The following is a 26,225-nucleotide window of genomic DNA, read 5'->3' as shown; positions in this document are numbered from 1 at the left end:
TCCGAAGGTTCGACCCCCGGACTCCGACTTGGGGGCAGGCCCCCGGACCGCTCTGCTTTCCGGGGGTTCGACCCCCGGACCCCGACTGGGGGCAGGCCCCCGGACCGCTCTGCTTTCCGGGGGTTCGACCCCCGGACCCCGACTGGGGGCAAGCCCCCAGACCCCCTTGGCGGCGAACTGATCGGGACCGCCCGGTCGTTCGACGCGGACGTGACTGTGCCCGGCGGGAACCGGGTGCCGATGGCCGCGGTCACCGGGGTGGGGGTGCGGGCGAACCGCACCCGCCGCGGAGTGCTCACCGAACTCATGCGGACGCAACTGCGCGAGCTGCATACCCGTGGCGTGCCGGTGGCCATGCTCTATGCCAGCGAAGGCCGGATCTACGGCCGCTTCGGGTACGGCATCGCGACCAGGACCCGGGACTACCGGGTCGACCGGCGGCGAGCGGTGCTGCGGCCCGAGGTGCCCACCGGGGGCGAGATCGACCTGCTCGGGGTGGACGGGATCTTCGAGCGGCTCCCGCGGATCTACGACGCGCTACCGCACACCAGGCCGGGCATGATGACCCGGCCGCCGTACTGGTGGGCCGCCTTCGAGCGGCACGCGCGCAAGGCGGAGAACCCGATCGTGGCGGCCGTCCACAACGGACCGGATGGGCCCGACGGTTTCGTGGTCTACACCACCGAGAGGTCACGTCACGGCGATCCCGGCGTGCTCGACGTCATCAGCATGCACGCCGCGAACGCGGAAACCTTCGCCGGGCTTTGGCGGTACCTGCTCGGCGTCGATCTGGTCGACGTCATCAGGCTGGAAGGCCGCCCGGCCGACGAGCCCACCGCGTTGCTGTTCACCGACGCGCGTATGTGTGCGCCGATCGCGGGCGAGGACGACGATGCCTGGCTGCGCCTGGTGGACGTTCCGGCCGCACTGGCGGCGCGCGAGTACGAGGGGGAGTCCGTGGTGATCGAGGTCGTGGATCCGGTGCTGGAGGCCAATTCCGGCCGCTACCTCGTGTCCTCCGGGCAGGTCGTCAGGACCGGCGAGCCCGCCGGATTCCGGCTCGGCGTGGACGCGCTCGCGATGCTGTACTTCGGCGCGTGGCGGGCGTCCGCGCTCGCCGACACCGGGTGGATCCAGCCGATCGATCCGTCATCGGTGGCGCGGGCGGATCGCCTGTTCAGCACCAGGGTCGCCGCCTGGTGCGGGACCCACTTCTGAAGCCATGGCCGATTTCGTGGTGCGCCCGGTGGTCGAGGGCGAGCAGCGCGCGCTGTTCGACGTGCTGGGCCGGGCGCTGCACGCTCCGCCGCTGACCGACGAGTTCTGGGAGAAGCGCCGGGAGGCGTTTCCCGCCGAGCGCAAGATCGGGGCCTTCGCCGGCGACGAGCCGATCGGCGTGGCGAGTTCCGTGGGCACGGCGATGGCGGTGCCGGGCGGCCGGGTGGTGCCTGCCGCGGCCGTCGACGGGGTCGGTGTCCGCGCCGATCACACCCGGCGCGGGGTGCTCACCGCGATGATGCGGGAGCAGCTGCGCGACCTGGTCGGCCGGGGCGAAGTCCTGGCCGCGCTGCACGCCAGCGAAACCACGATCTACGGCCGCTTCGGCTATGGCATCGCGACCCGCTGCCAGGATGTGCGGCTCATCCGGCACCGAGTGCGGTTCCGCGATCACGTGCCGGAGGGCGGCAGGGTCCGGCTGATCGAAGTGGATGAGGCGCTCGAGTTGATTCCCCGGCTGTACGAGCGGATCGGGCTCCGCCGGCCGGGCATGATCGAGCGGCGCGAGCGCTGGTGGCACTACGCCCGGCACCGGATCGTCGGAGAACATCTCACCGCCGTCCATACCGGTCCCGGCGGCGACGACGGCTTCGTGCTCTACAAGCCTATAGACCGCCATGAGGTGACGCTCCCGGGCGCGCTGTTGCGCGTGCGCGACTTGCACGCGGCGAGCGTGCCGGCGCTGGCCGGCCTGTGGCGGTTCCTCCTGAAGATCGATCTGGTGTCCGAGATCCGGGCGTCGCGCCCGGTCGACGAGCCGTTCACCGCGATGCTCGTCGACTCGAGGGCCTGCGAGGTCACCGGGGCCTGGGACGAACTGTGGGTGCGAATCCTCGACGTCCCCGCCGCGCTCGCCGCGCGCACCTATCGGGCCGGGGAGCCCGTTGTGCTGGAGGTCCGCGACACCTTGCTGCCTCAGAACGGGGGCCGCTACCGGGTGACCGCCGACGGTGCCTCGCGGACGGACGCTCGCGCGCAACTGCGGCTCGACGCCGACACCCTCGCGATGATCTATTTGGGGGAGTGGCGCGCCAGCGCGCTCGCGGCCACCGGCCGGATCGAGGCCGTGGACCCCGGCGCGCCCCACCATGCCGACGACCTGTTCCGGGTGCCGGTGTCGCCCTGGTGCGGCACGCCGTTCTGATCAGAACGAACCCAGGTCCGCAGACAACCAGTTGTCCGGTCGCATGCGGATGCCAACATGCTCGCCGAGTTGAATTCGTTCGTACTCCACGAAGTCGGCGGCCCGGTCCGGTGGCAGGTCTCGTGCGGCCATCTCCCAGGACCGCTCCGGACCGCCTGGGGCGACCCGGGTGACCGGTCCTGCCACCGATACGTCGCGCACAGTCGGTTCCGTCCGCTGCACCATCAGGCTGAATCGCCCCGCGGCTCGAATCGCCCGGGCCTCCCGCGAATCCGGCCCCGTGTGGATCCACAGTTCCCCACCTGGCGTGTAGCGGTACCAGGTCGGGACCGTCAGCGGGGCACGGTCCGACGTCCATGCCACCGCCAACGCACCGATGTGAGGTTCGGCCAGGAATCGCTCTCGGTCACGCACTGACAACGTCATGCGCTGAAGGTAGCGCCGGCCACCGGCAGCTACCGGCGACCGCTCTCAGGCGCGCAGCGCCTCCCGGAGCCTGACCTTGGCGCCCGTGCGGAGCACGGCGTTGCGGTAGATCCGGCCGGACAGCCAGATCAGTGCCGGAATGACCGCCACCACCAGCACGACGGACAGGCCGGCCTCCCAGACCGGCACCCCGCCCATCGCCAGCCGCATCGGCATCAGGGTCGGCGCGAACACCGGGATGATCGAGAGCACCTCGACCAGTGAGTTGCCGGGGTCCGACGGCAGGACCGAAATGCCGATGACGTACCCGACGACGACGAACATCAGCGCCGGGGTGACCGCTCCGCCGACATCCTCCTGCCGGGAGACCAGCGCGCCCAGCCCGCCGAAGACGATCGAGTACATCAGGAAGCCCAGCAGGAACCACACGATCACCCAGATCACCGTGCCCACCGCCGCCGACACCGAGATCGTCAGCACCCCGGTGCCCAGTGCCGCGGCGATGCCCACCGCCCCGACCAGCACCACCTGCAGCAGCCCGACCGCGCCGATGCCGAGCACCTTGCCCGCCATCAGCTGCCAGGGCCGGATCGTGGCCAGCAACAGTTCGACCACCCGGCTGGTCTTTTCCTCGACCACGCCCTGCGCCACACCCTGGCCGTTGAGCATCAGGGAAATGTAGATCAGGATCCCGGCGATGATGCCGAGCACCAGTTGCTGGCCGTTGTACTCGTGGGGTTGCTCCAGTGGCTGGACGGTCACACTCGCGTTCGCCACCGCGGCGTTCACCCGCGAGGGATCCCCGCCGAGACTCACGATCTGCTGGTTGAGCGCGAGTTGCCCGGCCACCACGTTGAGCGCGTTGCGCAGGTTCTGGTCGAGGTCCTTCTTCACCACGACCTCGACACGGGTCCCGTCGCCGATCAGCACCGCGTCGAGCGATCCGTCGCCGACCTTGGCCCGGCCCGCGGCCTCGTCGGCCACCTGCGTGGTGGTGACCTCCTGACCGATCGCCTTCGCGGTGGCCTGTAACGACGCGGCCTGGGGCGCGGTCGGTGCGACGAAACCGACGTTGGTGGTGGACGCGCTGCCGCCGATCAGCTTCATCACCACGGTGAACCCCACGATGGTGATCAGCAGCGCGAGTGTGCTGATCCGGTACGCCTTGGCGCGCAGCCGGGTGCTGATCTCACGTGAGGCGACCAGCCCGACCGGCTGCCAAATGCCCATTTCGAAGTTCATCGGCCGGCCTCCTCGTGCGTGACTACGTTGCGGAACAGTTCGGTCAGGGAGGACTGCCGCCGCGTGAACTCGTGCACCGGCCCGGTGGCCAGCGCGGCCTTCAGCACCGCCTGGTCGTCGGCGCGGTCGCCGAGTTCGAGTTCGGTCCGGGCGCCGTTTCGGCCGAGCACGGTCACCCCCGGCAGATCGTCGGCCCACCCATCCGGCGCCCCGGGCGCGTCCACGAGCAACCGGGTGGTCCCGCCGGACCGCAACTCGTCCACCGTGCCGCAGGCCTCCATCCGCCCGCTCCGGACGATGCCGACCCGGTCGCACAGCCGCTCGACCAGGTCCAGCTGGTGGCTGGAGAACACCACCGGCACGCCTTCGGCCGCCTTCTCGCGCAGGACCTGGCTCATCACGTCGACCGCGACCGGGTCGAGCCCGGAGAACGGCTCGTCGAGCACCAGGATGTCCGGTTCGTGCACCAGGGCCGCGGCGAGCTGAACCCGCTGCTGGTTGCCGAGGCTGAGTTTCTGCACCTCGTCGTCGCGGCGGGTGGCCACGCCGAGCCGTTCGGTCCATTCATCCGCGGAACGCCGGGCCTGGCCGGCCGACATCCCGTGCAGCCGGGCCAGGTACACCAACTGCTCGGCGACCTTCATCCTCGGGTAGAGGCCGCGTTCTTCCGGCATGTACCCGATCCGCCTGCGGGTCGTCAGCGTGATCGGCTTGCCGTCCCAGCGCACCTCGCCGCCGTCGGCGGCGAGTACCCCCAGCACGATCCGCATCGTCGTGGTCTTGCCGGCACCGTTGCTGCCGACGAAACCGAACAGTTCCCCGGCCCGGACGTCGAAGGCCATCTCCCGCAAGGCCACCACGTCGCCGTATCTCTTGGAGATCGCGTCGATCTCCAGCCGTCGAACCACCCCAGTCATCCCCTCTCGTCCCCAACGAATAATATGATATCACTATGCTACTAACCGGCGGGTGTCGGCAAGTGTATGGGGAAGGTCGAACCATGATGGCAGAGCAAACTCCGGAAATCCCGAAAATGCCGGTACCGCGCACGCGCGAGCGGCTCGTGCGTGCCGTTCCCGGGTTCCTGATGCTGGGGCTCGCGGTTCTGCTGGTCCTCGGCGGGATCGAGGCGCTCGTCAAGGGGATCGGCGGCCAGGTGGTCGCGCTGCTCGCCGCAGGTCCGGCGCTGCTGGTCGTGGCCGCGCTGCTGGTGGCCGGCCTCACCGCGGTCGCGCCCGGCGAGGCCAGGGTCGTGCAGTTGCTCGGCCGGTACATCGGGACACTGCGCAACGACGGCCTGCAGTGGGTCAACCCGTTCTCGGCGCGGCGTCCGGTCTCCACCCGGGTCCGGAACCACGAGACCGCCGTCACCAAGGTAAACGACGCGGACGGGAACCCGATCGAACTGGCCGCGGTGGTGGTCTGGCAGGTGCGCGACACCGCCCAGGCACTGTTCGAAGTGGACAATTTCGTCAAGTTCGTCGGCATCCAGACCGAGACCGCGGTGCGGCACATCGCCAACGCCTACCCCTACGACAGCGACGACGGCAGGCTCTCGTTGCGGGACAACGCGGACGAGATCACCGAGAAGCTGTCCGCGGAGATCGGGGCGCGCGTGGCGCCGGCCGGGGTGAGCGTGATCGAATCGCGCATCACGCATCTCGCCTACGCCCCCGAAATCGCGCAGGCGATGTTGCGGCGCCAGCAGGCCGGGGCGGTCGTCGCGGCCCGCCAGCGGATCGTCGAGGGCGCGGTCGGCATGGTCGAGATGGCGCTGAGCCGGCTCGCCGAGCACGATGTGGTGGAGCTGGACGAGGAGCGGAAGGCGGCGATGGTCAGCAACCTGCTCGTGGTGCTCGTCGGCGACCGGGACGCCCAGCCGGTCGTGAACACGGGAACGCTCTACCAGTAGTGCCTGGCGGCGGCGACACCGGGAAACGCGCCGAGCGGAAGAAGATCCTGCTGCGGCTCGATCCCGCCGTGCACGACGCGCTCGCCCGGTGGGCGGCCGACGAGCTGCGCAGCACCAACGCGCAGATCGAGTTCCTGTTGCGGAAGGCGCTTTCCGAGGGCGGCCGCCTGCCCCGCGAAGTCGGCCGGATGCGCCGTCCCGGACGGCCGCGAAAGTCCACTGAGGACGGAATAGACGATGACGAGACTACCTGAATCGCTGCCGGAGAAGGTTTTCCTGCTCGCGGTCGACCACGGCCGGCAGCGGCTGACCCAGCGCGACGAGTTGAATCTGGTGCTCCGGGCGGCCGTGCTGGCCGATCTCGTCCTGCGCGGTCATCTCCGGAACGAGGCGGGCAAGGCCGTGCCCGCCGGCCCGGCGTGGCATCTCGACCCGCTGCCGCAAGGGGTCCTGGACGAGATCACGGAGTCCCGGCCCCGTTCGTGGCGGCGGTGGATCGACCGTGACCGCCGCATCGTCCAGGTCATGGCGAACCGGCTGGCGGACGCGGGCGTGCTCGAACTCGGGCGGGCCCGGGTCCTCGGCCTGTTCCCGACGATGAAGATCACACTCCTGGCACCCGAGGACGCGCGGCGGCTCGTGTCGGACGTTCAGGACGCCGTCCTCGGCGACCAGCCCGAGTCCCGTGTCGACCCCGGTGTGGCCGCGCTTGCCGCCCTGGCCGCCGCGGCCGGGCTGCGAACTGTCCTCAACGGACGGACTCGCCGCCGCTTCAAGGCCCGGATCGCGGCACTGGGTGAGGCCATCGAGCCGATTCCGGCCGCGCTGCGCCGGGCCGTCGCCGCCCGGGGCGCGAGCTGACAGCGGAAGCTGGGAAGTCAGCGGAGAATTCACCGCCGTGCCCCGAGCGCGGCGAGGAGACGCTTCACCGAACCGCCGAGATTCCAGCGTTCCGCGAGCGCGCCGACCCGGCCGGGGTCGGCGGGCGCGGCCGGCACGGTGTCGGGGCCGGAAAGACTCACCGGCGCGTCGACGGCGGTGCGGACGACGACCGGAGCGGCCGTCAGGTACTCTTCGGCGCCGGTGAGCTTGATCCGCAGTTTCAGCGGCAGTTCGCGGCTGCCCGTTTTCGCCGCGTCGAGCAGGGCCTCGACCGAGCCGAACTGGCTGATGAGCTTGGCGGCCGTCTTCTCGCCGATCCCGGCGACCCCTGGCAGGCCGTCGGACGGGTCACCGCGCAACACCGCCATGTCGGCGTAGGCGGGACCGGCGTTGTCCCTGGGCACGCCGTACCTTTCGGCCACTTCGCCCGGCCCGAGCACCTCGGCCTTGGCCCAGCCCTTGCCGACGTAGACGACCGAGACCGGCGTCGGATCGGTGCGGACGAGCTGGAACAGGTCGCGGTCCCCGGTGATCACCTCGACCGGGTCCTGCTTCTCCCGCCCGGCGAGCGCGCCGATGACGTCGTCCGCCTCGAAACCGGCCGCCTCCGCGGTGGCCAGCCCGACGGCGTCGAGCAGGTCGAGGATGATCGGGACCTGCGGAGTGAGGGTGTCGGGCACCTCTTCGGCGTTCGCCTCCTCGTCGGCGACGCGGTGTGCCTTGTAGCTGGGCAGCAACTCGACCCGGAACCGGGGCCGCCAGTCGGCGTCCAGGCAGGCGACGAGCCGGGACGGCCGCCGGTCGGTGAGGATCCTGGCGAGCGTGTCGGCGAACCCGCGCACCGCGTTGACCGGCGTGCCGTCCGGTGCGGTCATCGACTCGGGCAGCGCGTAGAACGAGCGGAAGTACAGACTCGCGGAGTCCAGCAGGGCCAGCGTCACGAGGACAGCCTGCCACGGCCCGGGCCAGGGCGTGAGCCGATACCCTTTCCCCCATGTCAAGCCGACCGCCCCAGACCCTGGACCCGGCCATCCTTCGTACCCGCCTCGACCGCGCCCGCGGGGCGGCAGCCGACGCCGGGACCGATGCCCTGCTGATCGCGCCGGGTTCGGACCTGCGCTACCTGATCGGCGAGGCCGGGGGTTCCTTCGAGCGACTGACCACCCTCGTGCTGCCCGCGGGCGGCGGCGTGCCCGCGCTGGTCGTGCCGAAGCTGGAGGCGCCCGGATACGCGCATGTGCCGATGGGCGAGCTGGGCATCGAGGTGGTCACGTGGGTCGACGGCGACGACCCGTACCGGATCGTGGCCGGCCGGCTGGGCAAGCCGGGCCGGGTCGCGGTCAGCGACAACACCATCGCGCTGCACGTGCTCGCTTTTCGCGCGGCGCTCGGTGACGCCGAGCAGACGCTGGCCGGGCCCGTCGTGCGGGAGCTGCGGATGCGCAAGGACGCCGCGGAGATCGACGCGTTGCGGCGCGCGGGTGTCGCGATCGACCGCGTGCACGCGCGGATGGGTGAGTGGCTGCGCCCCGGCCGCACCGAGGCCGAGGTCGGCGCGGACATCGCCGCCGCGATCGTGGAAGAGGGCCACGCGCACGCCGACTTCGTGATCGTCGGCTCGGGCCCGAACGGCGCGAGCCCGCACCATGATGTTTCCGGACGGGTGATCGAGCCCGGGGATGTCGTGGTGATCGATATCGGGGGCCCGCTTCCGGAGGGCTACAACTCGGACTCGACCCGCACCTACGCCGTCGGCGAGCCCCGGGACGCCGATGTGGCCGGGACCTACGAGGTCCTCCGCCGGGCACAGCGGGCCGCGGTCGGGGCGGTGCGTCCCGGCGTGACCGCGCAGGATGTGGACGCCGCCGCCCGGCGGGTGATCGCCGAGGCCGGATTCGGCGAGTACTTCATCCACCGGACCGGCCACGGAATCGGGCTCGACGTGCACGAGGAGCCCTATATCGTCGGCGGCAACGACCTGACCCTCGAACCCGGCATGGCCTTCAGCGTCGAGCCCGGCATCTACCTTCCGGACCGCTGGGGCGCGCGGATCGAGGACATCGTGGTGGTCACCGCGGACGGCGTCGAGGCGCTCAACAACCGGCCGCACGAGCTGGTGGTGCTCGAGTCATGACCAGCCCGCTGGAGGCGCTGGACCAGGCGATCGCACGGGAGCTGGCGGAGGACGGCCGGTGCAGCTTCACCGACCTGGCCGAACGCGTGGGGTTGTCGGTTTCCGCGGTGCACCAGCGGGTCCGGCGGCTGGAGCAGCGGGGCGTGATCCGCGGTTATCACGCGAGGCTCGACGGCGAGCTGATCGGCCTGCCCCTGACCGCGCTGATCTCGCTGACGCCCAACGATCCCGCCGCGCCGGACGACTACCCGAAGCGGCTCGAGCACATCACCGAGATCGAGTCCTGCTACTCGGTGGCCGGGGACGAGTCCTACATCCTGCTGGCGCGGGTGGCCTCACCGCGGGCGCTGGAGGACCTGCTGCGCCGGATCCGCGAGGCCGCCAGGGTCTCCACGCGCACGACCGTGGTGCTGTCGACCCCGTTCGAAGGCCGCTCGCCGACCGTGTGAAGGGGGTCCGGGGGTCGTACCCCTCACCGGACACCGGACACGGCCCTTCCGTAGGAAGAGTACGATAAAAGGTATGGCAACACGTAAGGTCACCTTGTCGCTGGATGCCGCGGCGGTCGAGTTCGCGGAGCGGGCCGCCAAACAGCACGGCATCTCCCTGTCGTCCTGGTTGTCCAAGGCGGCCCGCCGGGAAGCGGTCCGCACCGGCCACCAGCGACCGGCCCGCACGGCGGACGCGGAGGAACTGGCGGCGGCCGACGAGGCCGAACGCACCGCGGCGGAAGCGGAGCTGCGTGCGGAGGGGTGAGATCTGGATCTACCAGCCGGCCCGGGAACGGACCGTGCTCGTGCTGTCCTCGGACGGCGTGAACGAGTCCGAGCGCCCCTGGTTGCTGGGCACCGAGCTGCTGGAGGACGATCCGCAGGACATTCTCGGCGTGGCGCTGGACGGTCGGCTCTGGATTTCCACCCTGAACCTCACCCGGCTCTACCGCGGCTGGTTCGCCGAGCGGGTGGCCGAGATCGACCAGGGTGTTCAGGAACGGGTCGACATCGCCCTGCGCGCCGCCCTTGATCTGTGAGTCAGCCCGGTGACGCGATGCTGACCGTCGAATGCAGGTTGCCGTCCGCGCCGGACAGGCAGGCCGACGTGGGCAGGGACGTGGCGAGGAATTCGGTCAGGCAACGGCCGATCTGCGCGTGCCCGTTCGCGTTGGGGTGAAAGGATTCCTGGAGCGAGTGGCTCGCGCGGTTGACGTCGGAGAGGTCGTTGAGCCGCAGGGTCAGCCTGCTGAACCACTCCTTGCTCGCGTCGGCCCCGCCGCTGCACGCCTCGTGTCCGGCACCGGCTCGTGAGAGGTCGAGGAACCGCGCGCCCGCTTGGCTCGCGGCCCTGGCCAAACCGGCCGACAGCACCCGCACGCCGTCGTCCCGCACCCAGTTCAGGTCCTCGGTCCGGAACGGGCAGCCGTTGAGGTTCTGCAGGTTCGGCGGCACGTCCGGGCCGATCGGTGCCGCGTAGGACTGGAGTACCAGCTGGTAGTCGCCGGTCTCGTAGCCCGCCTGGGCGAGCACCTTCTTGACGTCGCCGAGTGCCGCGGTCACCTTGGGCACCATGCTGTTCACGCGGGTGGTCCAGGCGGATTCCACCGTCGTGCTGCACGGTGGGCTGCCCGCGATGAACCAGGCCTGGAAACAGTCGTTGATCAGCTGGGAGAAATGCGGATCGTCGTTGGCGCCGAGCGCGACCACGACGATCGCCACCCGGTGTGTCTTCACCAGCCCGGCCAGTTGTCCCGCCTGTGACGGTTCGGTGTACTGCCGGACGTCGCCCAGCGCTACCTGGGCCGAAGGGGCACCGGAACAGGCGAAATTCACCTTGGCCGCGATACCGGGCACGTCTGTTTCGAATACCGTGGCATTGGGCGAGCGATGACACCAGTCGCCGTTCGCGCCGCTGGTGTCCGCCGTGTAGTCCCCGGCACCCTCACCGGAGAGCGTGCTGTCTCCCAGCGAAACGATGGTCAGCGGACCGGTGCCGGGCGGTCCCTGGCGTTTCGCCGGTGGCGTACCCGGCCCCCAGGTCAGCACGAGCACCGCTACCAGGACCGTGACGAAGAGCAGGGCTCCCGCGCCGATCCACCATCGAAACCGTCGCATCGCAACGAAGTCTACGGACTTGCCGAAGGGCCGTGATCAAGCTATGACGAACAGCCAGCCGCGCTGCCGTTTCTGCGACCGGCTCCCCGCTCCCGGCCAGCGTCGTGCGCCCGGCCCACGCGGGCCGATCTGTGCCGACTGCCTGGAGACGGGCCTGCTCCTGGTCAACGACCGGCGGGAACGGGTGAGCCCGGGCGGCACCGGGCTGGCCTTGGTGATCTCGCCCGCGGCGCAGGCCTGCGAGTTCTGCGGCCGTAGCGAACGCCGGACCTTCTTCGGTTTCCGGCGTCCGCTGGCCAGGATGAGTTGTACCCAGCAGGGCTCGGTGATCTGCGCCGACTGTCTCAACCGCGGCGGCGACCTGCTGAATTGGGTGTCCCGCCAGGGTCACCGGTGAAAATCCCGGTGATCGATCCAGAGTTTCTGTAGTGTCGGCGACGAGAAACTTCACCGCAGGCCCACACGGGAAGTGGATGTCCGATGGCCGCCTCGACCGGTGCCGCGCTTTTGCTGGCCGTTCCGGCCGCGGTGGTGGGTGCCGCCTGCATGGGGGTGGCCAGCGCGGCGCAGGCACAGGCCACCAAGGAGGTCGAGGTCAGCCGGATTCTCGACCCCGGCCTACTGCGCGGGCTTGCCCACCGCCCGCTGTGGCTGGTCGGGATGGTCGCGACCGGGGCCGGGCTCGCGCTCCAGCTGGTGGCGCTGGCGTACGCGCCGCTGCTGGTCGTGCAGCCGCTGCTGATCACGTCCCTGATCTTCGCCGGTGTCTTCTCCGCGCGCATCGAGCGCAGAAAGGCCGACAAGGTGATGATCGCCGGGTCGGTGACCTGCGCCGCCGGGCTGGCGTCGTTCCTGCTGCTGGCCCGGCCGAGCGGCAATTCCGACCGGCTGTCGTCCGGTTCGCAGGCGATCCCGCTCGCCATCGCGCTGACCGTGCTCACCCTGCTCGGGCTGCTGGTTTCCGTGACGGCGCACGGCTCGGCGAGGGTGCTCGGGCTCGCCGTGGCCACCGGCGTGCTCTACGGGATCACCGCCGGGCTGATGAAGATCGTCGCCGTGCAGGCCCGGGCCGACCTGACCGCGCCGTTCCGTAACTGGACGCTCTACGTGGTGTGCCTGGTCGGTCCGCTCGGGTTCCTGTTGAGCCAGAACACCTTCCAGCAGGGCCGGTTCCTCACCCCGGCGCTGGCCGTGATCACCGCGCTCGATCCGCTGGCCGGCGTCGCGATCGGCGTGTGGTGGATGGGCGAGACGGCCAGCACCGCACCGTCGGCGCTGTTCGGGGAGGCCGTCTCGGGCGCGGTGATCATCGTGGGGATCGTGCTGCTGTCCGGCCGGGCGACCAAGCTCGCCCGGGAGACCGGGGAAGGGAGGGAGGACAGTGAACGGCAGCGTGAAGAGGGTGCTGGTCGTCTCAGCCGAGATGGGTGAGGGGCACAACGCGACCGGGCGGGCGCTGGAGGCCGCGGTGCGGCGGCTGTGGCCGGAGGCCACGGTGCGCTGGCTGGACACGCTCGACGTGATGGGTACCGGGGTGGGCCCGCTGTTCCGGTGGATCTACGTGTCGAACGTGCAGAGCACCCCGTGGCTGTACGAGTTCTTCTATCGCTCGCTGTGGCGGTATCACTGGTTCGCCGTGGCCTCCAAACGGTTTGTGGCCGCGTGGTCCGGCAGGCGCCTGGCCCGGCCGGTGGCGGAGTTCGCGCCCGACCTCGTGCTTTCGACCTACCCGCTGGGCACGGCGGGCCTGGAATGGTTGCGGCGGCGCGGCAGGCTGCGCGCCCCCACCGGGGCATGGATTTCCGACTTCGCGCCGCACCCGTTCTGGGTGTACGGCGACATCGACCTCAACCTGGTCATGCACCGGTGCGCGGTGGATCCCGCGCTGCGCTGTGTGCCGGGCGCGCCGGTGGCGGTCTCCGCGCCGCCGGTGCGCGACGAGTTCCGGCCGGGCGACTCCGAGGCGGCACGCACCCGCCTCGGCCTTCCCTCGGGGGCGTTCATCGCGCTGGTGTCGTGTGGTTCGCTCGGTTTCGGCGACGTCGAGGACGCGGCGAAGGAACTGCTCGGCGCCCACCCCGACGTGGTTCCCGTGGTGGTGTGCGGGCGCAATGAGCGGTTGCGGCAGCGGTTGCGGCCGCTGGCCGAGCGCGAGTCCCGCCTGCGGTTGCTGGGGTGGACCGACGAGATGGCCACGTACACGATCGCCGCGGACGTCGTCGTCACCAACGCCGGCGGCGCGACCGGGCTGGAGGCGCTGGCCTGCGGCCGTCCCGTGCTGATGCACCGGCCCATCGCGGCTCACGGCAGGGCGAACGCCGCGCTGATGGCCGAAGCGGGGCTGGCCGTGGTCTGCGCGCACGACGGGGAACTGGCCGCGGCCGTCCGGGGGTTCATCGCCGATCCCGGGCAGTGCAAGACGATGGCGGAAGCCGCGAACCGGCACCGCGCGTCCACCGGCGACCTCACCGAAGGCCTGCGCGCGCTGGCCGGCGCCTCGTAGGGGTGTGGTCCCGGGTCCGCTGGGTACGCGGGGGACATGGGACGGGTCGAGCGTGTGCTGGAAGCGGCCGGCCGGACCTTCGCCGCCGAGGCGGGCATCAAGCCGGCGAACACGCCGTCGACGTTGTACCGGCTGCTCGTGCTCTCGGTGCTGATGTCGGCGCGGATCCAGGCGAAGATTGCCGTGGCGGCGGCGAAAGGGCTGTTCAAGGCGGGTATGGGAACCCCTCGCCGGATGGTCGAGGCGAGCTGGCAGGACCGTGTCGACGCGCTCGGGCGCGGACACTACGTGCGTTACGACGAGAGCACCGCCACGGCACTCGGCGACGGCGCCAGGTTGCTGCTCGACAAGTACTCCGGCGACCTCCGCAAGCTCCGGGACCGGGCGGACGGGGACCGCGCCAAGCTGCGCGAGTTGCTGCGGGAGGTCCCGCGGCTCGGTCCGGTCGGCGTGGACATCTTCTGCCGCGAGGCACAACAGGTCTGGCCGGAGCTGCGGCCGTATCTGGACGACAAGGCCCGCAAGGGCGCCGAACGTCTTGGCCTGCCGGACGATCCCGCGAAGCTGGCGGAGCTGGTGCCCGAGGACGAGCTCGCCCGGTTCGCCGCCGCGCTGGTGCGCGTCAGCCGGGACAGGAAACTCGCCGAAAGCTTACGGTAGCTCCATGAGCCGATCGAACGAGGACGTCGAGGCTCTGCTGCAGGAGTACGCCGACCTCCTGGCCATCACCGGTGGCGACGCCTTCAAGGCGCGGGCCTACGAGAAGGCGGCCCGCGCGATCGGCGGCCACCACGAGGACATCGCCGCGCTCAGCGGGCGGGAGCTGCGGCAGATTCCCAACGTGGGCAAGTCGATCGCGGACAAGATCGAGGAGTATTTCTCGACCGGGCAGGTGGCGGTGTTCGAGGAGGTGCGGGCGCGCATCCCCGCCGGTGTCCGGCAGCTGATCGCGATCCCCACGCTCGGTCCGAAGAAGGCGGCTCTGCTGCACGAGAAACTGGGCATCGCGTCGGTCGACGAACTGGTGGACGCGATCGGCTCCGAGCGGCTGCGCGACCTGAAGGGGTTCGGGCCGAAGACCGAGGAGAACATCCTCCACGGCGTCGAACTGATGCGGCAGGCGGGGGACCGGGTCCTGCTCGACGTGGCGATGGGGGTGGCCGAGGAGGTCGTGGCCGCGCTGTCCGCGATCACCGGCTGCCGTCGCTGCACCTATGCCGGCTCCCTGCGACGCTACCGGGAAACCATCGGTGACGTGGACATCCTGGCGGCGAGCGACGATTCCGGCCCGATCATGGCGGCGTTGAAGGACCTCGGTTTCGTCCGCGAGGTGATCGCGAGCGGCGAGAAGAAGACCTCGATCCGGACCACCAGGGGGCTGCAGGTGGATCTGCGGGTGGTGCCGCTCCAGGCCTGGGGCGCGGCGCTGCAGTACTTCACCGGTTCGCAGGCACACAACATCCGGACCCGCGAGCGGGCGGTGCACGCGAAGCTCAAGCTGTCCGAGTACGGCCTGTTCGACGTCGAAACCGGCGAACTCGTCGTGTCCGAGACCGAGGAGGAGGTCTACCAGCGGCTCGGCCTGGACTGGATTCCACCCACGCTGCGCGAAGATCGCGGTGAGATCGACGCGGCCGAGCGGGGCGAGCTGCCGCGGCTGGTGCGTGAGGAAGACCTCCGCGGCGACCTCCACACGCACACCGATCTGACCGACGGTGTGTCCACATTGGAGGAGATGCTGGCGGCCGCGGCGGAACGGGGTTACCAGTACTACGCGGTCACCGACCACGCGCCGAACCTGGCGATGCAGCGGATGTCCGACGAGAAGATGCTGGCGCAGCGGGACCGCGTGCGCGAACTCGACCGGAAATACCGGGGGATGCGGCTGCTGCACGGCACCGAACTGAACATCGACGGCGACGGCGAGGTCGACTGGCCCGCGGACTTCCTCGCCGGGTTCGACATCTGCGTGGCTTCGGTGCACTCGCTGTTCGGCCAGACCCGGGAGGAGATGACCCGGCGGCTGGTGCGGGCCTGCGAGAACCCGCACGTCGACATCATCGGCCATCCCACCGGCCGGCTCATCGGCCGCCGCCCCGCGGTCGACGTCGATCTCGACGAGGTGTTCCGGGCCTGCGCCCGGACCGGCACCGCGCTGGAGATCAACTCGTTCCCGGACCGGCTCGACCTGCGCGACGAGCACATCCTGTGGGCCAAGCGGTTCGGCGTGAAGTTCGCGATCGACAGCGACTCGCACTCGACCCTGCATCTGGGCGGAGTCCGCTACGGCGTCGGCACCGCGCAGCGCGGCTGGCTCACCCCGGACGACGTGATCAACACCTGGCCACTGAAAAAGCTGCGCTCCTTCCTTCGCAGACGCTCCTGAAGCCGCCAAAACGTTGGTAGCTTCCTGTCCCATGCATCCCGGGATCAGGGCAGGCATCTTGGCCGCCATGACGGTCGTCATCACCGCCTGCGGCGGAGGCGACGTTTCCCTGGGCCGTCCGGCGATCAAGGTCGACGACCTGATCAGGCGGTCAGCACCGATGGCGGGCGACGACGCGAAAGTGTGCCCCGTCCCGTACGACGTCAACGCGGCCGCGAAGGCCGCGGGGATCGGCGGGTCCGCCGCGCCGGCCGACACGACCCCGGTCACCGTGACGAACAGCGACTCGGCGGACGCGGGTTCCTTCCTGAAGTCGGTCGCGCCGGCGGTCGAGATCGAATGCTTCTACGAAATCGGCGCCACCGAGGTCAAAACGGCCCTGCTCGTGACGAGCAAGGCGAATTCGGCCTTCGACGGCTTGCTGCCGACGGTCGTGGCCTGGTCGGACTCACGGCTGAGTGAGGTCCGGGGCCTCGCCGCCGGCCAAGCGTCGGTGAAGCCGGGGGATGTCGTGACCGTGCCGAGCGGGAAGGCGGCCATCGACAAACTCGAGGTTCCCGGCGGGGACGGCGCGCTGGTCGTCGTCTTCGATCCGGCCGAGGGATTCTCCACCGCCCAGCTGACGAAACTCACCGACACGCTGGCCACGCAGGTCCGGTGATCAGGGGCAGGACTCGCGTACCTTCACCACGCCGAAGTCTATTTTCGTGTCGATGCCGATCGGTGCGCCGGCGGCGACGTTCTGCGAACAAACCTTCCAGTCGGCGTCGAGCACCTGATTACGGCCTTGGCCGCCGACGTCGTGCGATGTGGTGAAGAAGATCGCGTTGCCGGTCAGCGCCTGGAGGTTGTCCTGCGCTTGTTGCAGGCCTGCCCCGACCAGGTTCGGCATCGTCCACTGTTTCGGTTTCTCGCTGGTACGGCCCGGCGTGGATCCTGGGTTTCTCTCATCGGGTGTGCCGTTCGCGCAGCCCGTCGCGGTCAGCACCACCGCGATCGCGCACACCGCGAGCTTGGCCGGACCTTTCACCACGGACCTCCCCGGTGTCGACGGTGTCGATGGCTCGGGTGCCACCGTTCCCAGGAAACGGTAACGGTCCCGGTGAGATTGGTTGACGGTGGTTGGTCGACAGGGGACATGATCCGTGGGGGGAGCCGCACCGCCGGCACCGGAGGAAGTGGACGTGGACAAGCCATCCGCCGCTCGCATGTACGGCTGGTATCTGGGAGGTACGGACAACTACGCGGTCGACCGGGAGTTCGTCAAGCGGGTGGAAAGCGTCTTCCCGCTGATCAAGCCGCTGGCGCGGGCGAAATCGGGCGTGGCTGGGCAGGGTGGTCGGGGCGGCCGTGGACGCCGGCATCCGCCAGTTCGCCGACCTCGGTTCGGGTGTCCCGTCCGCCGGGAACGTCGATCGTGCGGGAAAGCCTCCCGGAAGGCGAACAGGCGCCGGTGGTGTACGTCGACTACGAGGACGTCGCGGCCGCGCACGCCCGCGTTCTGCTCGGGCAGGAGGGCGCGACCGGCTGGGCGGCCATGGTGCAGCGCGATCTGCGCGAAGGGCGGGAGGTGCTGACCGATCCCGGCACGCGGCGGCTTGTCGACCGCGACCGGCCGGTGTGCCTGCCGGCGGTCGCCGTGCTGCATTTCATCGGGCCAGGGACCGGTTGGCCGAGCTGATGGAGGCGTCCGCGAGCTGCTCGCGCCGGGGAGCTGGCTGGCCATCTCCCCTATCGCGTGCGACCAGACCCCGCCGGAGGCGGCGAGATGGTGACGGCTGGTCGCGGCCTACCAGTCCACCACCAATCCGGGCTGGTTGCGCTCCCGTCCGGAGGTGCAGCCGTTCTTCGGCGACTGGTCGCTGCTGGAGCCTGGTCTGGTCCACCTGCCCGACTGGCGTCCGGACGCCCGCCGGATCGGCGTGGCCGAGCGGCAGTCGCGTCCGTGCGCCTGGTGCGGGGTGGCCGTAAAACCGCGGTAGTTGTCCGGGAAATGCCCGAGGCCGCCCCCGCCGACATCCGCGTGGGCCTGTGCGGAGGCTAATGATCCGCGGCTGCCCACCACCTGCGGCCGGACTCGGGGAGGGTGGAGATCGGGTCGTAGTAGGGGTAGCGGCGATCGAGGGCTTCCGGGTCGGCGCGTTCGATGCCGGTGCGGTAGTTCTTGGTCCAGTAGGAGATGCCGCGTTCCCGGTCGTACTCGGCCACCTGGTGCACCCAGCGTTTCCCCACATAGGGCACGTCGCACACGATCCGCGGTGTCGCGTAACCGGGCAGGTAGCCCATGATCGCGTGCTGTAGTTCCTGGGCCTGGAACACCGCGACCCGCCAGTGCTCGGCGTTCGGGATCATGTCGCACATGTAGAAGTAGTACGGCAGGATGTTCGCCTCCCCTTGCAGCGCGAAGCAGAGGTCGAGCAGCGCGGCGGGCGTGGCGTTCACGCCGCGCATCAGCACGCCCTGGTTCCGGACATCCCGGACCCCGACCTCGAGCGCCGTCCTGGCCGCTTCGGCGACCAGCGGGGTGACCGACCGCACGTGGTTGACATGGGTGTGGATCGCCAGGTTCACGCCGCGCCGGTTTGCGGTTCCGGCGACCCGTGCGAGCCCTTCGACGACCCTCGGCTGCAGCCAGTGCTGGGGGAGACCGGCCAGTGCCTTGGTCGCCAGCCGCACGTCCCGCACGGTCTCGATGTCCAGTAGCCGCATCAGGAACGACTCCAACTGGTGCCAGGGCACGTTGGCCACATCGCCACCGGAGACCACCACGTCCCGGACCCCGGGCGTCCGCCGCAGATAGTCGATGATCGCGTCCTGCCGGTCCACCGGCTTGAGTGCCAGTTTGTGCTTGGCGACCTGCTCGGTGGAGTTGCCGACCAGATCCATCCGCGTGCAGTGCCCGCAGTACTGGGGGCAGGTGGACAGCAACTCGGCGAGCACCTTGGTGGGGTAGCGGTGGGTGAGGCCCTCTGTCACCCACATCTCGGCCTCGTGCAGCGAGTCCCGCGCCGAGTGCGGGTGGCTCGGCCACCGCGGGTCCCGGTCACTGCGCACCGGCAGCATGTAACGCCGGACCGGGTCGGCGTAGCAGGCTTCGGTCGAATCGAGGTTCATGGTGTTGAGCATCTGTGGCGGCAGGAGCATCGACATGGTCGCCAGTTCGCGCTGGTCGGCTTCCAGATCGGCGTAGAAACGGTCGTCGACGAGATCGCCGAGCACCGCCCGCAGCTGGCGGCTGTTGCGCAGGCAGTGCACCCGCTGCCATTGCGCGTCCCGCCACTGCGTCTGGGTGACGTCGCGCCAGCCGGGAAAGCGGCGCCAGTCCGGCTCGACCAGTTCGGTGCGGACGTACTCGTACGGCTGCTCAAGGGTGTCGGCGGGTGAGACAGTCTCCTGGATCGCAGTCATCTGTGCTCCTCGTCGGCATGATCGCGTAAAAGATTACGGCTACCAGGACAATATGCCGTAAATATTTCCGCCGCATGTCGAGTGTGGGCCAACATCGTGTCAACGCACCGGGGGTGGGGGCGATGCCCCCACAGGGCCCGGCCGGGTGTGGGGGCAAACTCGAACCGTGAACGACACGACGCTGCTGCTCGGCGGCCGCATCCACTCGCCCAGCTCACCCGACGCCACGGCGATGGCCGTCACGGGCGAAACCGTGGTCTGGGTCGGCCAGGACGGGCCGGGCCGTGCCCTGCATCCGGGCGCCCGGATCGTCGACCTCGACGGGGCCTTCGTGGCGCCGGCCTTCGTCGACGCCCACGTCCACGCGACCGCGACCGGCCTGCATCTCACCGGCCTCGACCTGACCGGCGTCCGCGACGCGGGCGAACTGCTCGCCGCGGTCGCTGCCGAGGCCCGCCCCGGTGAGGTGTTGATCGCCCACGGCTGGGACGAATCGGCCTGGTCGCATCCCCGGATCCCGAGCCGGGCCGAACTCGACGCCGTGGCCGGGGACGTACCCGTGTACCTGAGCCGGGTCGACGTGCATTCGGCGCTGGTGTCCAGTGCGCTGGTCGCACTCGCGCCGCGGGCTCGTGACGCGGACGGCTGGTCGCCCGACGGCCCTTTGACCCGCGAAGCCCACCACCTGGTGCGCACCGCCGTCCGCGGCGCGATCACCCCGGCGCGGCGGCGGAGCGCGCAGGAAGCGTTCCTCCACGCGGCCGCCGAAAACGGGATCGTCAGCGTGCATGAATGCGCCGGGCCGGACGTCTCCGGCGAACAGGATCTCGCTGATCTGCTCGCCCTGTCCGCCGGGTCCGGCCGGCCGGAGGTCGTCGGCTACTGGGGCGAGCTCGGCGCGATCGGCACCGCCCGGCGGCTCGGCCTGCCCGGGCTGGCCGGAGACCTGTTCGTCGACGGGGCGCTCGGTTCGCACACCGCGGCCCTGCACGAGCCCTACGCCGACGCGCCCGGCACGACCGGTGCCCGCTACCTGGACGCCGACACGATCGCCGAGCACCTTGCCGCGTGCACCGAGGCCGGGCTGCAGGCCGGTTTCCATGTCATCGGCGACGCGGGGGTCGCCGAAGTGGTACGCGGATTTCAGTTGGCGGAAAAGGCGGTGGGCCAGCGGGCGTTGGCCGCGCGCCGGCACCGGCTGGAACACCTGGAGATGGTCGACGCCGGCCAGGCCGCCGCGCTCGCCGGATGGGCGGTGACCGGGTCGACGCAACCCCGGTTCGACGCGGCATGGGGCGGCAAGGGCGGGATGTACGCCACCCGCCTCGGCGCCGGCCGGGCGGCCGGGCTCAACCCGTTCGCCATGCTGGCGGCCCAGGGCGTGCTGCTGGCCTTCGGTTCGGACAGCCCGGTGACCCCGCTGGACCCGTGGGCGAGCGTGCGGGCCGCCGTGCATCACCGCACGCCGGGTTCGGGGCTGTCCGCTCGAGCGGCGTTCAACGCGCACACCAGGGGAGGGCATCGTGCGGCCGGGGTGAACGACGGCGTGACCGGCAGCCTCGTCCCCGGTGCTCCCGCCCACTACACGATCTGGGACGCGGCCGAACTCGTCGTCGCGGCGTCCGACTCCCGCGTGCGGCGCTGGTCGACCGATCCGGGATCCCGCGTGCCGGGACTGCCGCCGCTCGACCCGGGCGCGCCGCTGCCGGCCTGCCTGCGGACCGTCCGGGCCGGGCAGGTCATCTACGATGTGTTCACCTCCTCCGCCTAGGGTTACCACCGTGGCGGTACCTGCTTCAGCTTCCGAAACGGAAACCCCAGAGCCGGAACCCTCGGCGTCCGGCATCCGGAAGCGACGGCGGTGGCGGCCGTGGCTGCTGCGGCTGGTGTTGACCGCGGCCTCCGGGTTCGTCTTCTACCTCAGCTTCGCGCCCCGCCCGCTGTGGTGGCTGGCGCCCCTGGCGTTCGCCGGGTTCGGGATCGCGTTGCGCGGCAGGCGGTTCTGGGGCGGGCTCGGTTACGGCTTCGCCTTCGGCATGGCCGCCTACCTCCCGATGCTGACCTGGCTGGAGGACTTCCTCGGCGTGCAGTTCGGACCCTGGCCGTGGCTGGCGCTGTCCGCCGCGCTGGCCGCCTATCTCGGTCTGGGTGGCGCCCTGTGCACCCTGGTCGCCCGGCTGCCGGGAGCGCCGGTGTGGCTGGCGCTGGTGATCATCGTGACGGAAACCCCGCGCACGTGGTGGCCGCTCGGCGGGTTCCCGTGGGGCCGCGTCGCCTTCAGCCAGGCCGAGGGCGCCTACCTGCCGCTGGCCTCGATCGGCGGCGCGCCGCTGGTCGGGTTCGCCGTCGTGCTCACCGGCTTCGCCCTGGCCGCGCTCGTGGTCCGGCGGCCGGGCCGGACCTTCGTCGTGCCCGCGGCGGCCGTGGTTGTTCCGGTCGTGACCGGGCTCGCGTTGTGGCCGACGATCGGCACCGGGGCGCAGGCGGGCAGCCTGACCGTCGCGACGGTCCAGGGCAACGCGCCCAACGTGGGGCTCGGGCTCATGTCCGAGACACCGACGCTGCGGGCGAACCACCTCATCCAGAGCGAGCGCCTCGCCACGGAAATCCAGTCCGGCGCGGTGCCCAGGCCCGACCTCGTGGTCTGGCCGGAGACGGCGACCGATCTGAGCGGCACCGACCCGGCGCTCGACCAGGCGGTCGCCGACCTCGGCGTGCCGACGCTGGTCGGTGCGCGGTACTGGCCACGAGGTGGCCGTCCGCAGAACTCCGAGTTCGTCTGGGATCCGCACACCGGGCGTGGGCAGCGCTATGCGAAACAGCAGCTCGTGCCGTTCGCGGAGTTCGTCCCGGCCCGCACGATCGCCGAATGGGTGACCCCGTTCCTCGACGACACCGGCGACATGGTGCCCGGCACGGCACCCGCCGTCCTCGACGCCGCCGGAACCAGGCTCGCCACGCCCATCTGCTACGAGATCGCCTACGACTACGTGACCCGCGACGCCGTGAACGACGGCGCTCGCCTCATCGTCCTCCCCACGAACAACGCGTGGTTCGGCGAGAGCGAGATGACCTTCCAGCAACTGGCCATCGCCCGCTTCCGTGCGGTCGAGCACAGCCGGGCCGTGGTGGTCTCCTCCACCAGCGGGGTGAGCGCGCTGGTCGAGCCCGATGGCACGGTCACCCGGTCGACCAGCCAGTTCACCGCGTCCTCACTGGTCGGGCGCGTGCCGCTCAGGGACACGACTACGCTGTCGGATCAACTTGGTGCGTGGACGGAGTACGGGCTGGTCTCGCTGGCGCTTCTGGGAGTGCTGGCCGGCTTGGTGCCGGCGTGGCGCACCCGGCGGGCAGGAGCCAGTGACAGGCGAGCAACCGTGGCGGAGTGAGCCCTCCGCCGAGGGAGGGAACGGATGGCGCAGGAACCGCGGGCGGCAGCATCGACGCTGGTGGTGATCCCGACCTACAACGAGCGCGACAACCTTCCGCCCATCCTGGCCAGACTGCACGAAAGCCTCCCGCGGGTGCACGCGCTCGTGGTCGACGACGGCAGCCCGGACGGCACCGGCGAGCTGGCGGACGAACTCGCCGCCGGGAACGAGCGGATCCACGTGCTGCACCGTCGCGAGAAGGCCGGGCTGGGTGCGGCCTACGTCGCCGGGTTCCGGTGGGGGCTCGAGCGGGACTACGCGGCCATCGTCGAAATGGACGCCGACGGCTCGCACGCGCCGGAGGACCTGCCGAGGATGCTGGAGGCGCTCGCCGAGGCCGATCTCGTGCTCGGATCGCGGTATGTGGCGGGCGGCAGCGTGGTGAACTGGCCCAAGCGCCGCGAGCTGCTTTCGCGCGTCGCCAACCTGTACTCGCGGACCGCGCTCGGTGTGAAGATCAAGGACATCACCGCCGGGTTCCGGGTCTACCGCCGTGAGGTGCTGGAGAAGCTGGACCTCGACGAGATCGCCTCCCGCGGCTACTGCTTCCAGATCGACCTCGCCTGGCGGACGGTGACCGCCGGGTTCGAGGTGGTCGAGGTGCCGATCACGTTCACCGAACGCGCGATCGGCCAGTCGAAGATGAGCGGCTCGATCATCCGCGAGGCCATCCTGAGCGTGGGCGTCTGGGGCGCCCGGCACCGCTGGAGCCAGCTGCGGCGCCTGATTCGCCGCTGATTCGCCGCTGAGGCAGGCGAAAGCCCCCGTGCCGGGAGGGGTCACGGGGGCTTCGGGCTTTTCGGGCCGGTGGGGAGCCGGTGCCAGCTACGCCGAACGCGTCGTCCGCCGGCCCTTCAGTTCGGCGAGACGCTCGTTCAAAAGATCCTCGAGTTCCGGGATGGACCGACGCTCGAGCAGCATGTCCCAGTGGGTGCGCGGAGGCTTGACCTTCTTCTGCTCGGGCTGCCCGCCATTGACGATCTCGGACTCGCTGCCGTGCAGGCGGCATTCCCACACCGAGGGGATCTCGGCGTCGTCGGAGAACGGCACCTCGAACTCGTGGTTCTTGGGGCAGGCGTAGCGCACGGTGCGGCGCGGCGCCAGATCGTGATTGCGGTCGGTCTCGTAGCTGACCGCTCCCAGCCGGCTGCCACGGAGAACACGGTCGGCCATGATGACGTCCTTTCAGTCGGCTCTCGGGTTGGAGCCAGGATGATGCTCACCCTATGCAACGACCTGGGGGTACCCACAGATTCCCCGGTTATCATGTCGTTGCTCACGATGAGCCGTATCACCCCTTGTCAACAGCTTCTACCAAAGGGAGGCGATTGGAGCCTCTCTGTGACGCGGTTTCCCTGGTCTGGTGAGGTTTATCCCCCGGTTGGGCTACCACGTGGACCGTTCAGGTCAGCGAGAACGGGGTTCAAGTCAGGCGCAACTGGCCGTGGTGACCGGCTTCCGGGCCAAGGTCGCCAAGTCGGAAATGGCGGCGGCACAGTACTTGATAACGCAGGGTAGCAAATTCGGCTTTCCCTGGTGATGATGTTTCATTTTCAACTATGCGCTCTGTGCTTGGTGGGGGTGCGGTGTCCGCGACGACGACGGTGTCGCCCTCACGGACCACCTCGCCGTCCTTCACCCGCGCGTTGAACCGGCCGGGCACCCCGCACCAGCACAGCACCTCCACCTGCACCGGCTGCAACTCGTCGGCGAGCTCGAACAGCCGTCGCGCACCGGGGAAGAGATGGCTCTGGAAGTCGGTGGCGATGCCGAAACAGTAGACGTCGACGCCCACCTCGTCGGCGAGTTCGGCAAGCTGCTCGACCTGGGTGGGGGAGAGGAACTGGGCCTCGTCGACGATCAGGTAGTCCATGTGCTGCCCGGCCACCCACCGCCGCAGGATCAGCTCGCGCAGGTCGCTGCCGGCGTCGACCTCGACGGCCTTGCGCGTGATGCCGATCCGGCTGGTGATCTGGGGCGTGCCGGACCGGTCGTGCCGGACCAGGAGCAACCCGCGGCGGCCCTGGCGCGCATGGTTGTGGTCGATCTGCAGCGCCAGGGTCGACTTGCCGCAGTCCATCGGCCCGTAACAGAACCGGAGCCGCCCGCGGGCGGGTGCGCGCCGCGGCCGGCGTGCCAACGACAACACGGACAACGCGTCGGTCGGATCTTCGTCAAGCGAGGTCACGACGGCTGACCCTATCGCCTGCCGCGGCCCGCCCCCGGGCCATGGTTCCGATAGTTCCCGCGCGCCGGATGCGGCACGCTGACGTGCACGTTCTCCAACACCGAACGCGGTCGCCATGGCCCCCGTCCGGTGGTATCGGTGAACCGCAGCAGCAGCAGCGGCGAAGCGAGGTCGAAACGTGCCGCCTTGTCCTCGGCCAGCAGCGCAGGGGGTCGGCCGCCTCAGGAGACGTCCGGAAGGGAAGCGGGCAGGAGCAGCGGCGAAAGCCATTCGTTGATCTTGTCGCTCCGCTCGAGCATCAGCGCGTGCCCGGTGTCGGGCAAGGTCACCAGTTCCGCGCCGGGCACCGCGGCGACGATCACCTCGCTGTCGCGGGGCGGGGTGATGGCGTCCTGGTCGCCGACCATGACCAGGGTGCTGACCCGTTGCAGCGCGGTGAGCGTGGTCCGCTTGTCGAGGAGGCGGAACTGGCGGAAGAGGTCCGTGGCCGCGGCGGGCTGGGTGCCCTCCAGCATCTCGACCAGCAGGTCGACCATCGTGGTGGACACCGCGGACGCGAACGCGAACCGGCGCACCAGCCGCCTGACCGCCGCCCGGTAGCCCGGCAGGCGGCGCACCAGCTCCAGCAACTGCACCAGGTCGGGTCCGATCCACTCCGCCACCCGGTGCGCCGCCAGTTGGAGGACCGCCGCGCCCGCGGGCAGCCCGAGGCTCGGATTGACCGGTCCCGCCGACGTCGCCAGCAGGGCGACGCCGGTGACGCGGTCGCCGAACAGCTCCGGGTGCTGCTCGGCCAGCGCCATGATCGTCATGCCCCCCATCGAATGCCCGGCCAGCACCACGGGCCCGGTCGGCGCGACCTGCTCGAGCACCTGGTAGAGGTCGCGGCCGAGCTGGTCGATGGCGCCACTGCCCGGTTCGCCGTACTCCGAGCGGCCGTGTCCCCGCTGGTCCCAGGCCACCACCCGGGCGCGGCCTGCCAGCGCGGCCCGCTGCAGGCACCAGGAACTCAGACTCAGTCCGTAGCCGTGGCAGAACACCACAGTCACCGGTGCGGCCGGGTTCCCGCTGACCTCGGCATGGAGCCTGATGCCGTCCTCGGTGATGACATCGAGTTCGACGGGGGCCGTGATCGACTGACATCGGCGCTCACGCATGTGGACCACCCTGGCTGCCGCGGGGG

The 26,225-nt window shown here is 70.4% G+C and carries 30 protein-coding genes and 1 pseudogene; 21 read left to right on the top strand and 10 right to left on the bottom strand.

The genetic code is table 11. From position 1 onward, the window contains the following. Positions 1-177: 177 nt before the first annotated feature. Positions 178-1,218 carry a GNAT family N-acetyltransferase gene (locus tag VJT49_RS29595; protein WP_324168253.1) on the top strand — a complete coding sequence of 347 codons (1,041 nt, stop codon included), beginning with the start codon at positions 178-180 and terminating at the stop codon, positions 1,216-1,218. Positions 1,219-1,222: 4 nt separating this feature from the next. Next, positions 1,223-2,422: a GNAT family N-acetyltransferase gene (locus VJT49_RS29590; protein ID WP_324168248.1), complete on the top strand. Its 1,200-nt coding sequence runs from the start codon at positions 1,223-1,225 to the stop codon at positions 2,420-2,422. Here VJT49_RS29590 and VJT49_RS29585 read toward each other — a convergent pair whose 3' ends face one another. Genes VJT49_RS29585 through VJT49_RS29575 form a run of 3 tightly spaced genes read right to left on the bottom strand, consistent with a single transcriptional unit; the run spans position 2,423 to position 5,007 of the window. Then, a complete protein-coding gene (locus tag VJT49_RS29585; RefSeq protein WP_324168247.1) occupies positions 2,423-2,848 on the bottom strand; it encodes a pyridoxamine 5'-phosphate oxidase family protein in 426 nt (141 codons plus the stop codon). It lies immediately after the preceding gene. A gap of 45 nt (positions 2,849-2,893) precedes the next feature. Next, positions 2,894-4,090 (bottom strand): ABC transporter permease, encoded by a 1,197-nt coding sequence (locus VJT49_RS29580; RefSeq protein ID WP_324168246.1) that lies wholly within the window; start codon positions 4,088-4,090, stop codon positions 2,894-2,896. After that, positions 4,087-5,007: an ABC transporter ATP-binding protein gene (locus VJT49_RS29575; protein WP_324168245.1), complete on the bottom strand. Its 921-nt coding sequence runs from the start codon at positions 5,005-5,007 to the stop codon at positions 4,087-4,089. Before VJT49_RS29575 ends, VJT49_RS29580 begins: the two co-directional genes overlap by 4 nt. 86 nt (positions 5,008-5,093) lie before the next feature. Between VJT49_RS29575 and VJT49_RS29570 the strand changes: the two genes are divergently transcribed. The 3 genes from VJT49_RS29570 to VJT49_RS29560 are packed head-to-tail and all read left to right on the top strand — an operon-like array spanning position 5,094 to position 6,863. Continuing rightward, positions 5,094-6,002 (top strand): SPFH domain-containing protein, encoded by a 909-nt coding sequence (locus VJT49_RS29570; RefSeq protein WP_414636114.1) that lies wholly within the window; start codon positions 5,094-5,096, stop codon positions 6,000-6,002. After that, the gene (locus tag VJT49_RS29565) at positions 6,002-6,256 is read left to right on the top strand and encodes a hypothetical protein (RefSeq protein ID WP_324168243.1); all 255 of its coding nucleotides are present in this window, start codon (positions 6,002-6,004) and stop codon (positions 6,254-6,256) included. The genes VJT49_RS29570 and VJT49_RS29565 overlap by 1 nt, the downstream gene beginning before the upstream one ends. Beyond that, positions 6,240-6,863, top strand: a complete 624-nt coding sequence (locus VJT49_RS29560) for a GOLPH3/VPS74 family protein (RefSeq protein ID WP_324168242.1) — start codon at positions 6,240-6,242, stop codon at positions 6,861-6,863. Before VJT49_RS29565 ends, VJT49_RS29560 begins: the two co-directional genes overlap by 17 nt. 29 nt (positions 6,864-6,892) lie before the next feature. Here the strand turns inward: VJT49_RS29560 and VJT49_RS29555 are convergent, their stop codons facing one another. Continuing rightward, on the bottom strand, positions 6,893-7,825 hold the full coding sequence (locus VJT49_RS29555) for a 5'-3' exonuclease (RefSeq protein WP_324168241.1): 933 nt from the start codon (positions 7,823-7,825) through the stop codon (positions 6,893-6,895). 53 nt (positions 7,826-7,878) lie between these two features. On the opposite strand from VJT49_RS29555, the gene VJT49_RS29550 reads away from it, so the two are divergent. The 4 genes from VJT49_RS29550 to VJT49_RS29535 all read left to right on the top strand — a co-directional run bounded on the left by VJT49_RS29550 (position 7,879) and on the right by VJT49_RS29535 (position 10,048). Then, on the top strand, positions 7,879-9,018 hold the full coding sequence (locus tag VJT49_RS29550) for a Xaa-Pro peptidase family protein (protein ID WP_324168240.1): 1,140 nt from the start codon (positions 7,879-7,881) through the stop codon (positions 9,016-9,018). Next, positions 9,015-9,467 carry an Lrp/AsnC family transcriptional regulator gene (locus tag VJT49_RS29545; RefSeq protein ID WP_324168239.1) on the top strand — a complete coding sequence of 151 codons (453 nt, stop codon included), beginning with the start codon at positions 9,015-9,017 and terminating at the stop codon, positions 9,465-9,467. Before VJT49_RS29550 ends, VJT49_RS29545 begins: the two co-directional genes overlap by 4 nt. 73 nt (positions 9,468-9,540) lie before the next feature. Next, complete coding sequence (locus VJT49_RS29540) at positions 9,541-9,774, top strand: DUF6364 family protein (protein WP_324168238.1); 234 nt, start codon at positions 9,541-9,543, stop codon at positions 9,772-9,774. Then, positions 9,761-10,048, top strand: a complete 288-nt coding sequence (locus VJT49_RS29535) for a hypothetical protein (protein ID WP_324168237.1) — start codon at positions 9,761-9,763, stop codon at positions 10,046-10,048. Before VJT49_RS29540 ends, VJT49_RS29535 begins: the two co-directional genes overlap by 14 nt. Position 10,049: 1 nt before the next feature. Here VJT49_RS29535 and VJT49_RS29530 read toward each other — a convergent pair whose 3' ends face one another. Then, positions 10,050-11,126 carry a GDSL-type esterase/lipase family protein gene (locus VJT49_RS29530; RefSeq protein WP_324168236.1) on the bottom strand — a complete coding sequence of 359 codons (1,077 nt, stop codon included), beginning with the start codon at positions 11,124-11,126 and terminating at the stop codon, positions 10,050-10,052. Positions 11,127-11,169: 43 nt separating this feature from the next. Here VJT49_RS29530 and VJT49_RS29525 point away from each other — a divergent pair, with 43 nt between their 5' ends. The 6 genes from VJT49_RS29525 to VJT49_RS29500 all read left to right on the top strand — a co-directional run bounded on the left by VJT49_RS29525 (position 11,170) and on the right by VJT49_RS29500 (position 16,676). Then, entirely contained in the window at positions 11,170-11,523 is a 354-nt protein-coding gene (locus tag VJT49_RS29525) for a hypothetical protein (protein ID WP_324168235.1), read from the top strand. 83 nt (positions 11,524-11,606) lie between these two features. Further along, the gene (locus VJT49_RS29520; RefSeq protein WP_324168234.1) at positions 11,607-12,557 is read left to right on the top strand and encodes a DMT family transporter; all 951 of its coding nucleotides are present in this window, start codon (positions 11,607-11,609) and stop codon (positions 12,555-12,557) included. Continuing rightward, on the top strand, positions 12,508-13,629 hold the full coding sequence (locus VJT49_RS29515) for an MGDG synthase family glycosyltransferase (protein ID WP_324168233.1): 1,122 nt from the start codon (positions 12,508-12,510) through the stop codon (positions 13,627-13,629). The genes VJT49_RS29520 and VJT49_RS29515 overlap by 50 nt, the downstream gene beginning before the upstream one ends. A gap of 36 nt (positions 13,630-13,665) precedes the next feature. Then, positions 13,666-14,289 carry an endonuclease gene (locus tag VJT49_RS29510; RefSeq protein WP_324168232.1) on the top strand — a complete coding sequence of 208 codons (624 nt, stop codon included), beginning with the start codon at positions 13,666-13,668 and terminating at the stop codon, positions 14,287-14,289. 4 nt (positions 14,290-14,293) lie between these two features. Continuing rightward, a complete protein-coding gene (polX, locus tag VJT49_RS29505) occupies positions 14,294-16,015 on the top strand; it encodes a DNA polymerase/3'-5' exonuclease PolX (protein ID WP_324168231.1) in 1,722 nt (573 codons plus the stop codon). Between the two features lie 67 nt (positions 16,016-16,082). Then, positions 16,083-16,676 (top strand): hypothetical protein, encoded by a 594-nt coding sequence (locus VJT49_RS29500; protein ID WP_324168230.1) that lies wholly within the window; start codon positions 16,083-16,085, stop codon positions 16,674-16,676. Here the strand turns inward: VJT49_RS29500 and VJT49_RS29495 are convergent, their stop codons facing one another. Continuing rightward, on the bottom strand, positions 16,677-17,021 hold the full coding sequence (locus VJT49_RS29495) for a PASTA domain-containing protein (RefSeq protein WP_324168229.1): 345 nt from the start codon (positions 17,019-17,021) through the stop codon (positions 16,677-16,679). It lies immediately after the preceding gene. 139 nt (positions 17,022-17,160) lie between these two features. Between VJT49_RS29495 and VJT49_RS29490 the strand changes: the two are divergent. The 3 genes and pseudogenes from VJT49_RS29490 to VJT49_RS29480 form a co-directional block, all read left to right on the top strand. Next, a pseudogene (locus tag VJT49_RS29490) lies at positions 17,161-17,316 on the top strand (SAM-dependent methyltransferase); the annotation flags it as partial. A 116-nt stretch (positions 17,317-17,432) separates the two neighbouring features. After that, positions 17,433-17,696, top strand: coding sequence for an SAM-dependent methyltransferase (locus VJT49_RS29485; protein WP_324168228.1), 264 nt, complete (start codon positions 17,433-17,435; stop codon positions 17,694-17,696). Between the two features lie 97 nt (positions 17,697-17,793). Continuing rightward, positions 17,794-17,997: an SAM-dependent methyltransferase gene (locus tag VJT49_RS29480; RefSeq protein ID WP_324168252.1), complete on the top strand. Its 204-nt coding sequence runs from the start codon at positions 17,794-17,796 to the stop codon at positions 17,995-17,997. A 58-nt stretch (positions 17,998-18,055) separates the two neighbouring features. Here VJT49_RS29480 and VJT49_RS29475 read toward each other — a convergent pair whose 3' ends face one another. Continuing rightward, positions 18,056-19,423, bottom strand: a complete 1,368-nt coding sequence (locus VJT49_RS29475) for a lysine 2,3-aminomutase (protein ID WP_324168227.1) — start codon at positions 19,421-19,423, stop codon at positions 18,056-18,058. Positions 19,424-19,589: 166 nt separating this feature from the next. Here VJT49_RS29475 and VJT49_RS29470 point away from each other — a divergent pair, with 166 nt between their 5' ends. Genes VJT49_RS29470 through VJT49_RS29460 form a run of 3 tightly spaced genes read left to right on the top strand, consistent with a single transcriptional unit; the run spans position 19,590 to position 23,592 of the window. Then, complete coding sequence (locus VJT49_RS29470) at positions 19,590-21,194, top strand: amidohydrolase (RefSeq protein ID WP_324168226.1); 1,605 nt, start codon at positions 19,590-19,592, stop codon at positions 21,192-21,194. A gap of 10 nt (positions 21,195-21,204) precedes the next feature. Further along, complete coding sequence (gene lnt / locus VJT49_RS29465) at positions 21,205-22,812, top strand: apolipoprotein N-acyltransferase (protein WP_414636112.1); 1,608 nt, start codon at positions 21,205-21,207, stop codon at positions 22,810-22,812. 24 nt (positions 22,813-22,836) lie between these two features. Beyond that, entirely contained in the window at positions 22,837-23,592 is a 756-nt protein-coding gene (locus VJT49_RS29460; protein WP_324168225.1) for a polyprenol monophosphomannose synthase, read from the top strand. Positions 23,593-23,679: 87 nt separating this feature from the next. Here the strand turns inward: VJT49_RS29460 and VJT49_RS29455 are convergent, their stop codons facing one another. The 3 genes from VJT49_RS29455 to VJT49_RS29445 all read right to left on the bottom strand — a co-directional run bounded on the left by VJT49_RS29455 (position 23,680) and on the right by VJT49_RS29445 (position 26,199). Continuing rightward, the gene (locus VJT49_RS29455; RefSeq protein ID WP_324168224.1) at positions 23,680-24,027 is read right to left on the bottom strand and encodes an RNA polymerase-binding protein RbpA; all 348 of its coding nucleotides are present in this window, start codon (positions 24,025-24,027) and stop codon (positions 23,680-23,682) included. 250 nt (positions 24,028-24,277) lie between these two features. Next, complete coding sequence (locus VJT49_RS29450; protein ID WP_324168223.1) at positions 24,278-25,042, bottom strand: thymidine kinase; 765 nt, start codon at positions 25,040-25,042, stop codon at positions 24,278-24,280. 221 nt (positions 25,043-25,263) lie between these two features. Beyond that, entirely contained in the window at positions 25,264-26,199 is a 936-nt protein-coding gene (locus tag VJT49_RS29445) for an alpha/beta hydrolase (RefSeq protein WP_324168222.1), read from the bottom strand. Between the last annotated feature and the right edge of the window lie 26 nt (positions 26,200-26,225).

It is taken from the genome of Amycolatopsis sp. (genome assembly GCF_035276945.1).
In the GTDB taxonomy this organism is placed as follows: domain Bacteria; phylum Actinomycetota; class Actinomycetes; order Mycobacteriales; family Pseudonocardiaceae; genus Amycolatopsis_E.
This window is presented reverse-complemented; position numbering and strand designations above follow the sequence as displayed.

Bases quoted from the DNA above. Each gene is read 5' to 3' on its own strand.
- VJT49_RS29590 (WP_324168248.1), top strand. From the start codon at position 1,223: ATGGCCGATTTCGTGGTGCGCCCGGTGGTCGAGGGCGAGCAGCGCGCG.
- VJT49_RS29585 (WP_324168247.1), bottom strand. From the start codon at position 2,848: ATGACGTTGTCAGTGCGTGACCGAGAGCGATTCCTGGCCGAACCTCAC.
- VJT49_RS29580 (WP_324168246.1), bottom strand. From the start codon at position 4,090: ATGAACTTCGAAATGGGCATTTGGCAGCCGGTCGGGCTGGTCGCCTCA.
- VJT49_RS29575 (WP_324168245.1), bottom strand. From the start codon at position 5,007: ATGACTGGGGTGGTTCGACGGCTGGAGATCGACGCGATCTCCAAGAGA.
- VJT49_RS29570 (WP_414636114.1), top strand. From the start codon at position 5,094: ATGGCAGAGCAAACTCCGGAAATCCCGAAAATGCCGGTACCGCGCACG.
- VJT49_RS29560 (WP_324168242.1), top strand. From the start codon at position 6,240: ATGACGAGACTACCTGAATCGCTGCCGGAGAAGGTTTTCCTGCTCGCG.
- VJT49_RS29550 (WP_324168240.1), top strand. From the start codon at position 7,879: ATGTCAAGCCGACCGCCCCAGACCCTGGACCCGGCCATCCTTCGTACC.
- VJT49_RS29545 (WP_324168239.1), top strand. From the start codon at position 9,015: ATGACCAGCCCGCTGGAGGCGCTGGACCAGGCGATCGCACGGGAGCTG.
- VJT49_RS29540 (WP_324168238.1), top strand. From the start codon at position 9,541: ATGGCAACACGTAAGGTCACCTTGTCGCTGGATGCCGCGGCGGTCGAG.
- VJT49_RS29530 (WP_324168236.1), bottom strand. From the start codon at position 11,126: ATGCGACGGTTTCGATGGTGGATCGGCGCGGGAGCCCTGCTCTTCGTC.
- VJT49_RS29525 (WP_324168235.1), top strand. From the start codon at position 11,170: ATGACGAACAGCCAGCCGCGCTGCCGTTTCTGCGACCGGCTCCCCGCT.
- VJT49_RS29520 (WP_324168234.1), top strand. From the start codon at position 11,607: ATGGCCGCCTCGACCGGTGCCGCGCTTTTGCTGGCCGTTCCGGCCGCG.
- VJT49_RS29510 (WP_324168232.1), top strand. From the start codon at position 13,666: ATGGGACGGGTCGAGCGTGTGCTGGAAGCGGCCGGCCGGACCTTCGCC.
- polX (WP_324168231.1), top strand. From the start codon at position 14,294: ATGAGCCGATCGAACGAGGACGTCGAGGCTCTGCTGCAGGAGTACGCC.
- VJT49_RS29500 (WP_324168230.1), top strand. From the start codon at position 16,083: ATGACGGTCGTCATCACCGCCTGCGGCGGAGGCGACGTTTCCCTGGGC.
- VJT49_RS29475 (WP_324168227.1), bottom strand. From the start codon at position 19,423: ATGACTGCGATCCAGGAGACTGTCTCACCCGCCGACACCCTTGAGCAG.
- VJT49_RS29460 (WP_324168225.1), top strand. From the start codon at position 22,837: ATGGCGCAGGAACCGCGGGCGGCAGCATCGACGCTGGTGGTGATCCCG.
- VJT49_RS29455 (WP_324168224.1), bottom strand. From the start codon at position 24,027: ATGGCCGACCGTGTTCTCCGTGGCAGCCGGCTGGGAGCGGTCAGCTAC.
- VJT49_RS29445 (WP_324168222.1), bottom strand. From the start codon at position 26,199: ATGCGTGAGCGCCGATGTCAGTCGATCACGGCCCCCGTCGAACTCGAT.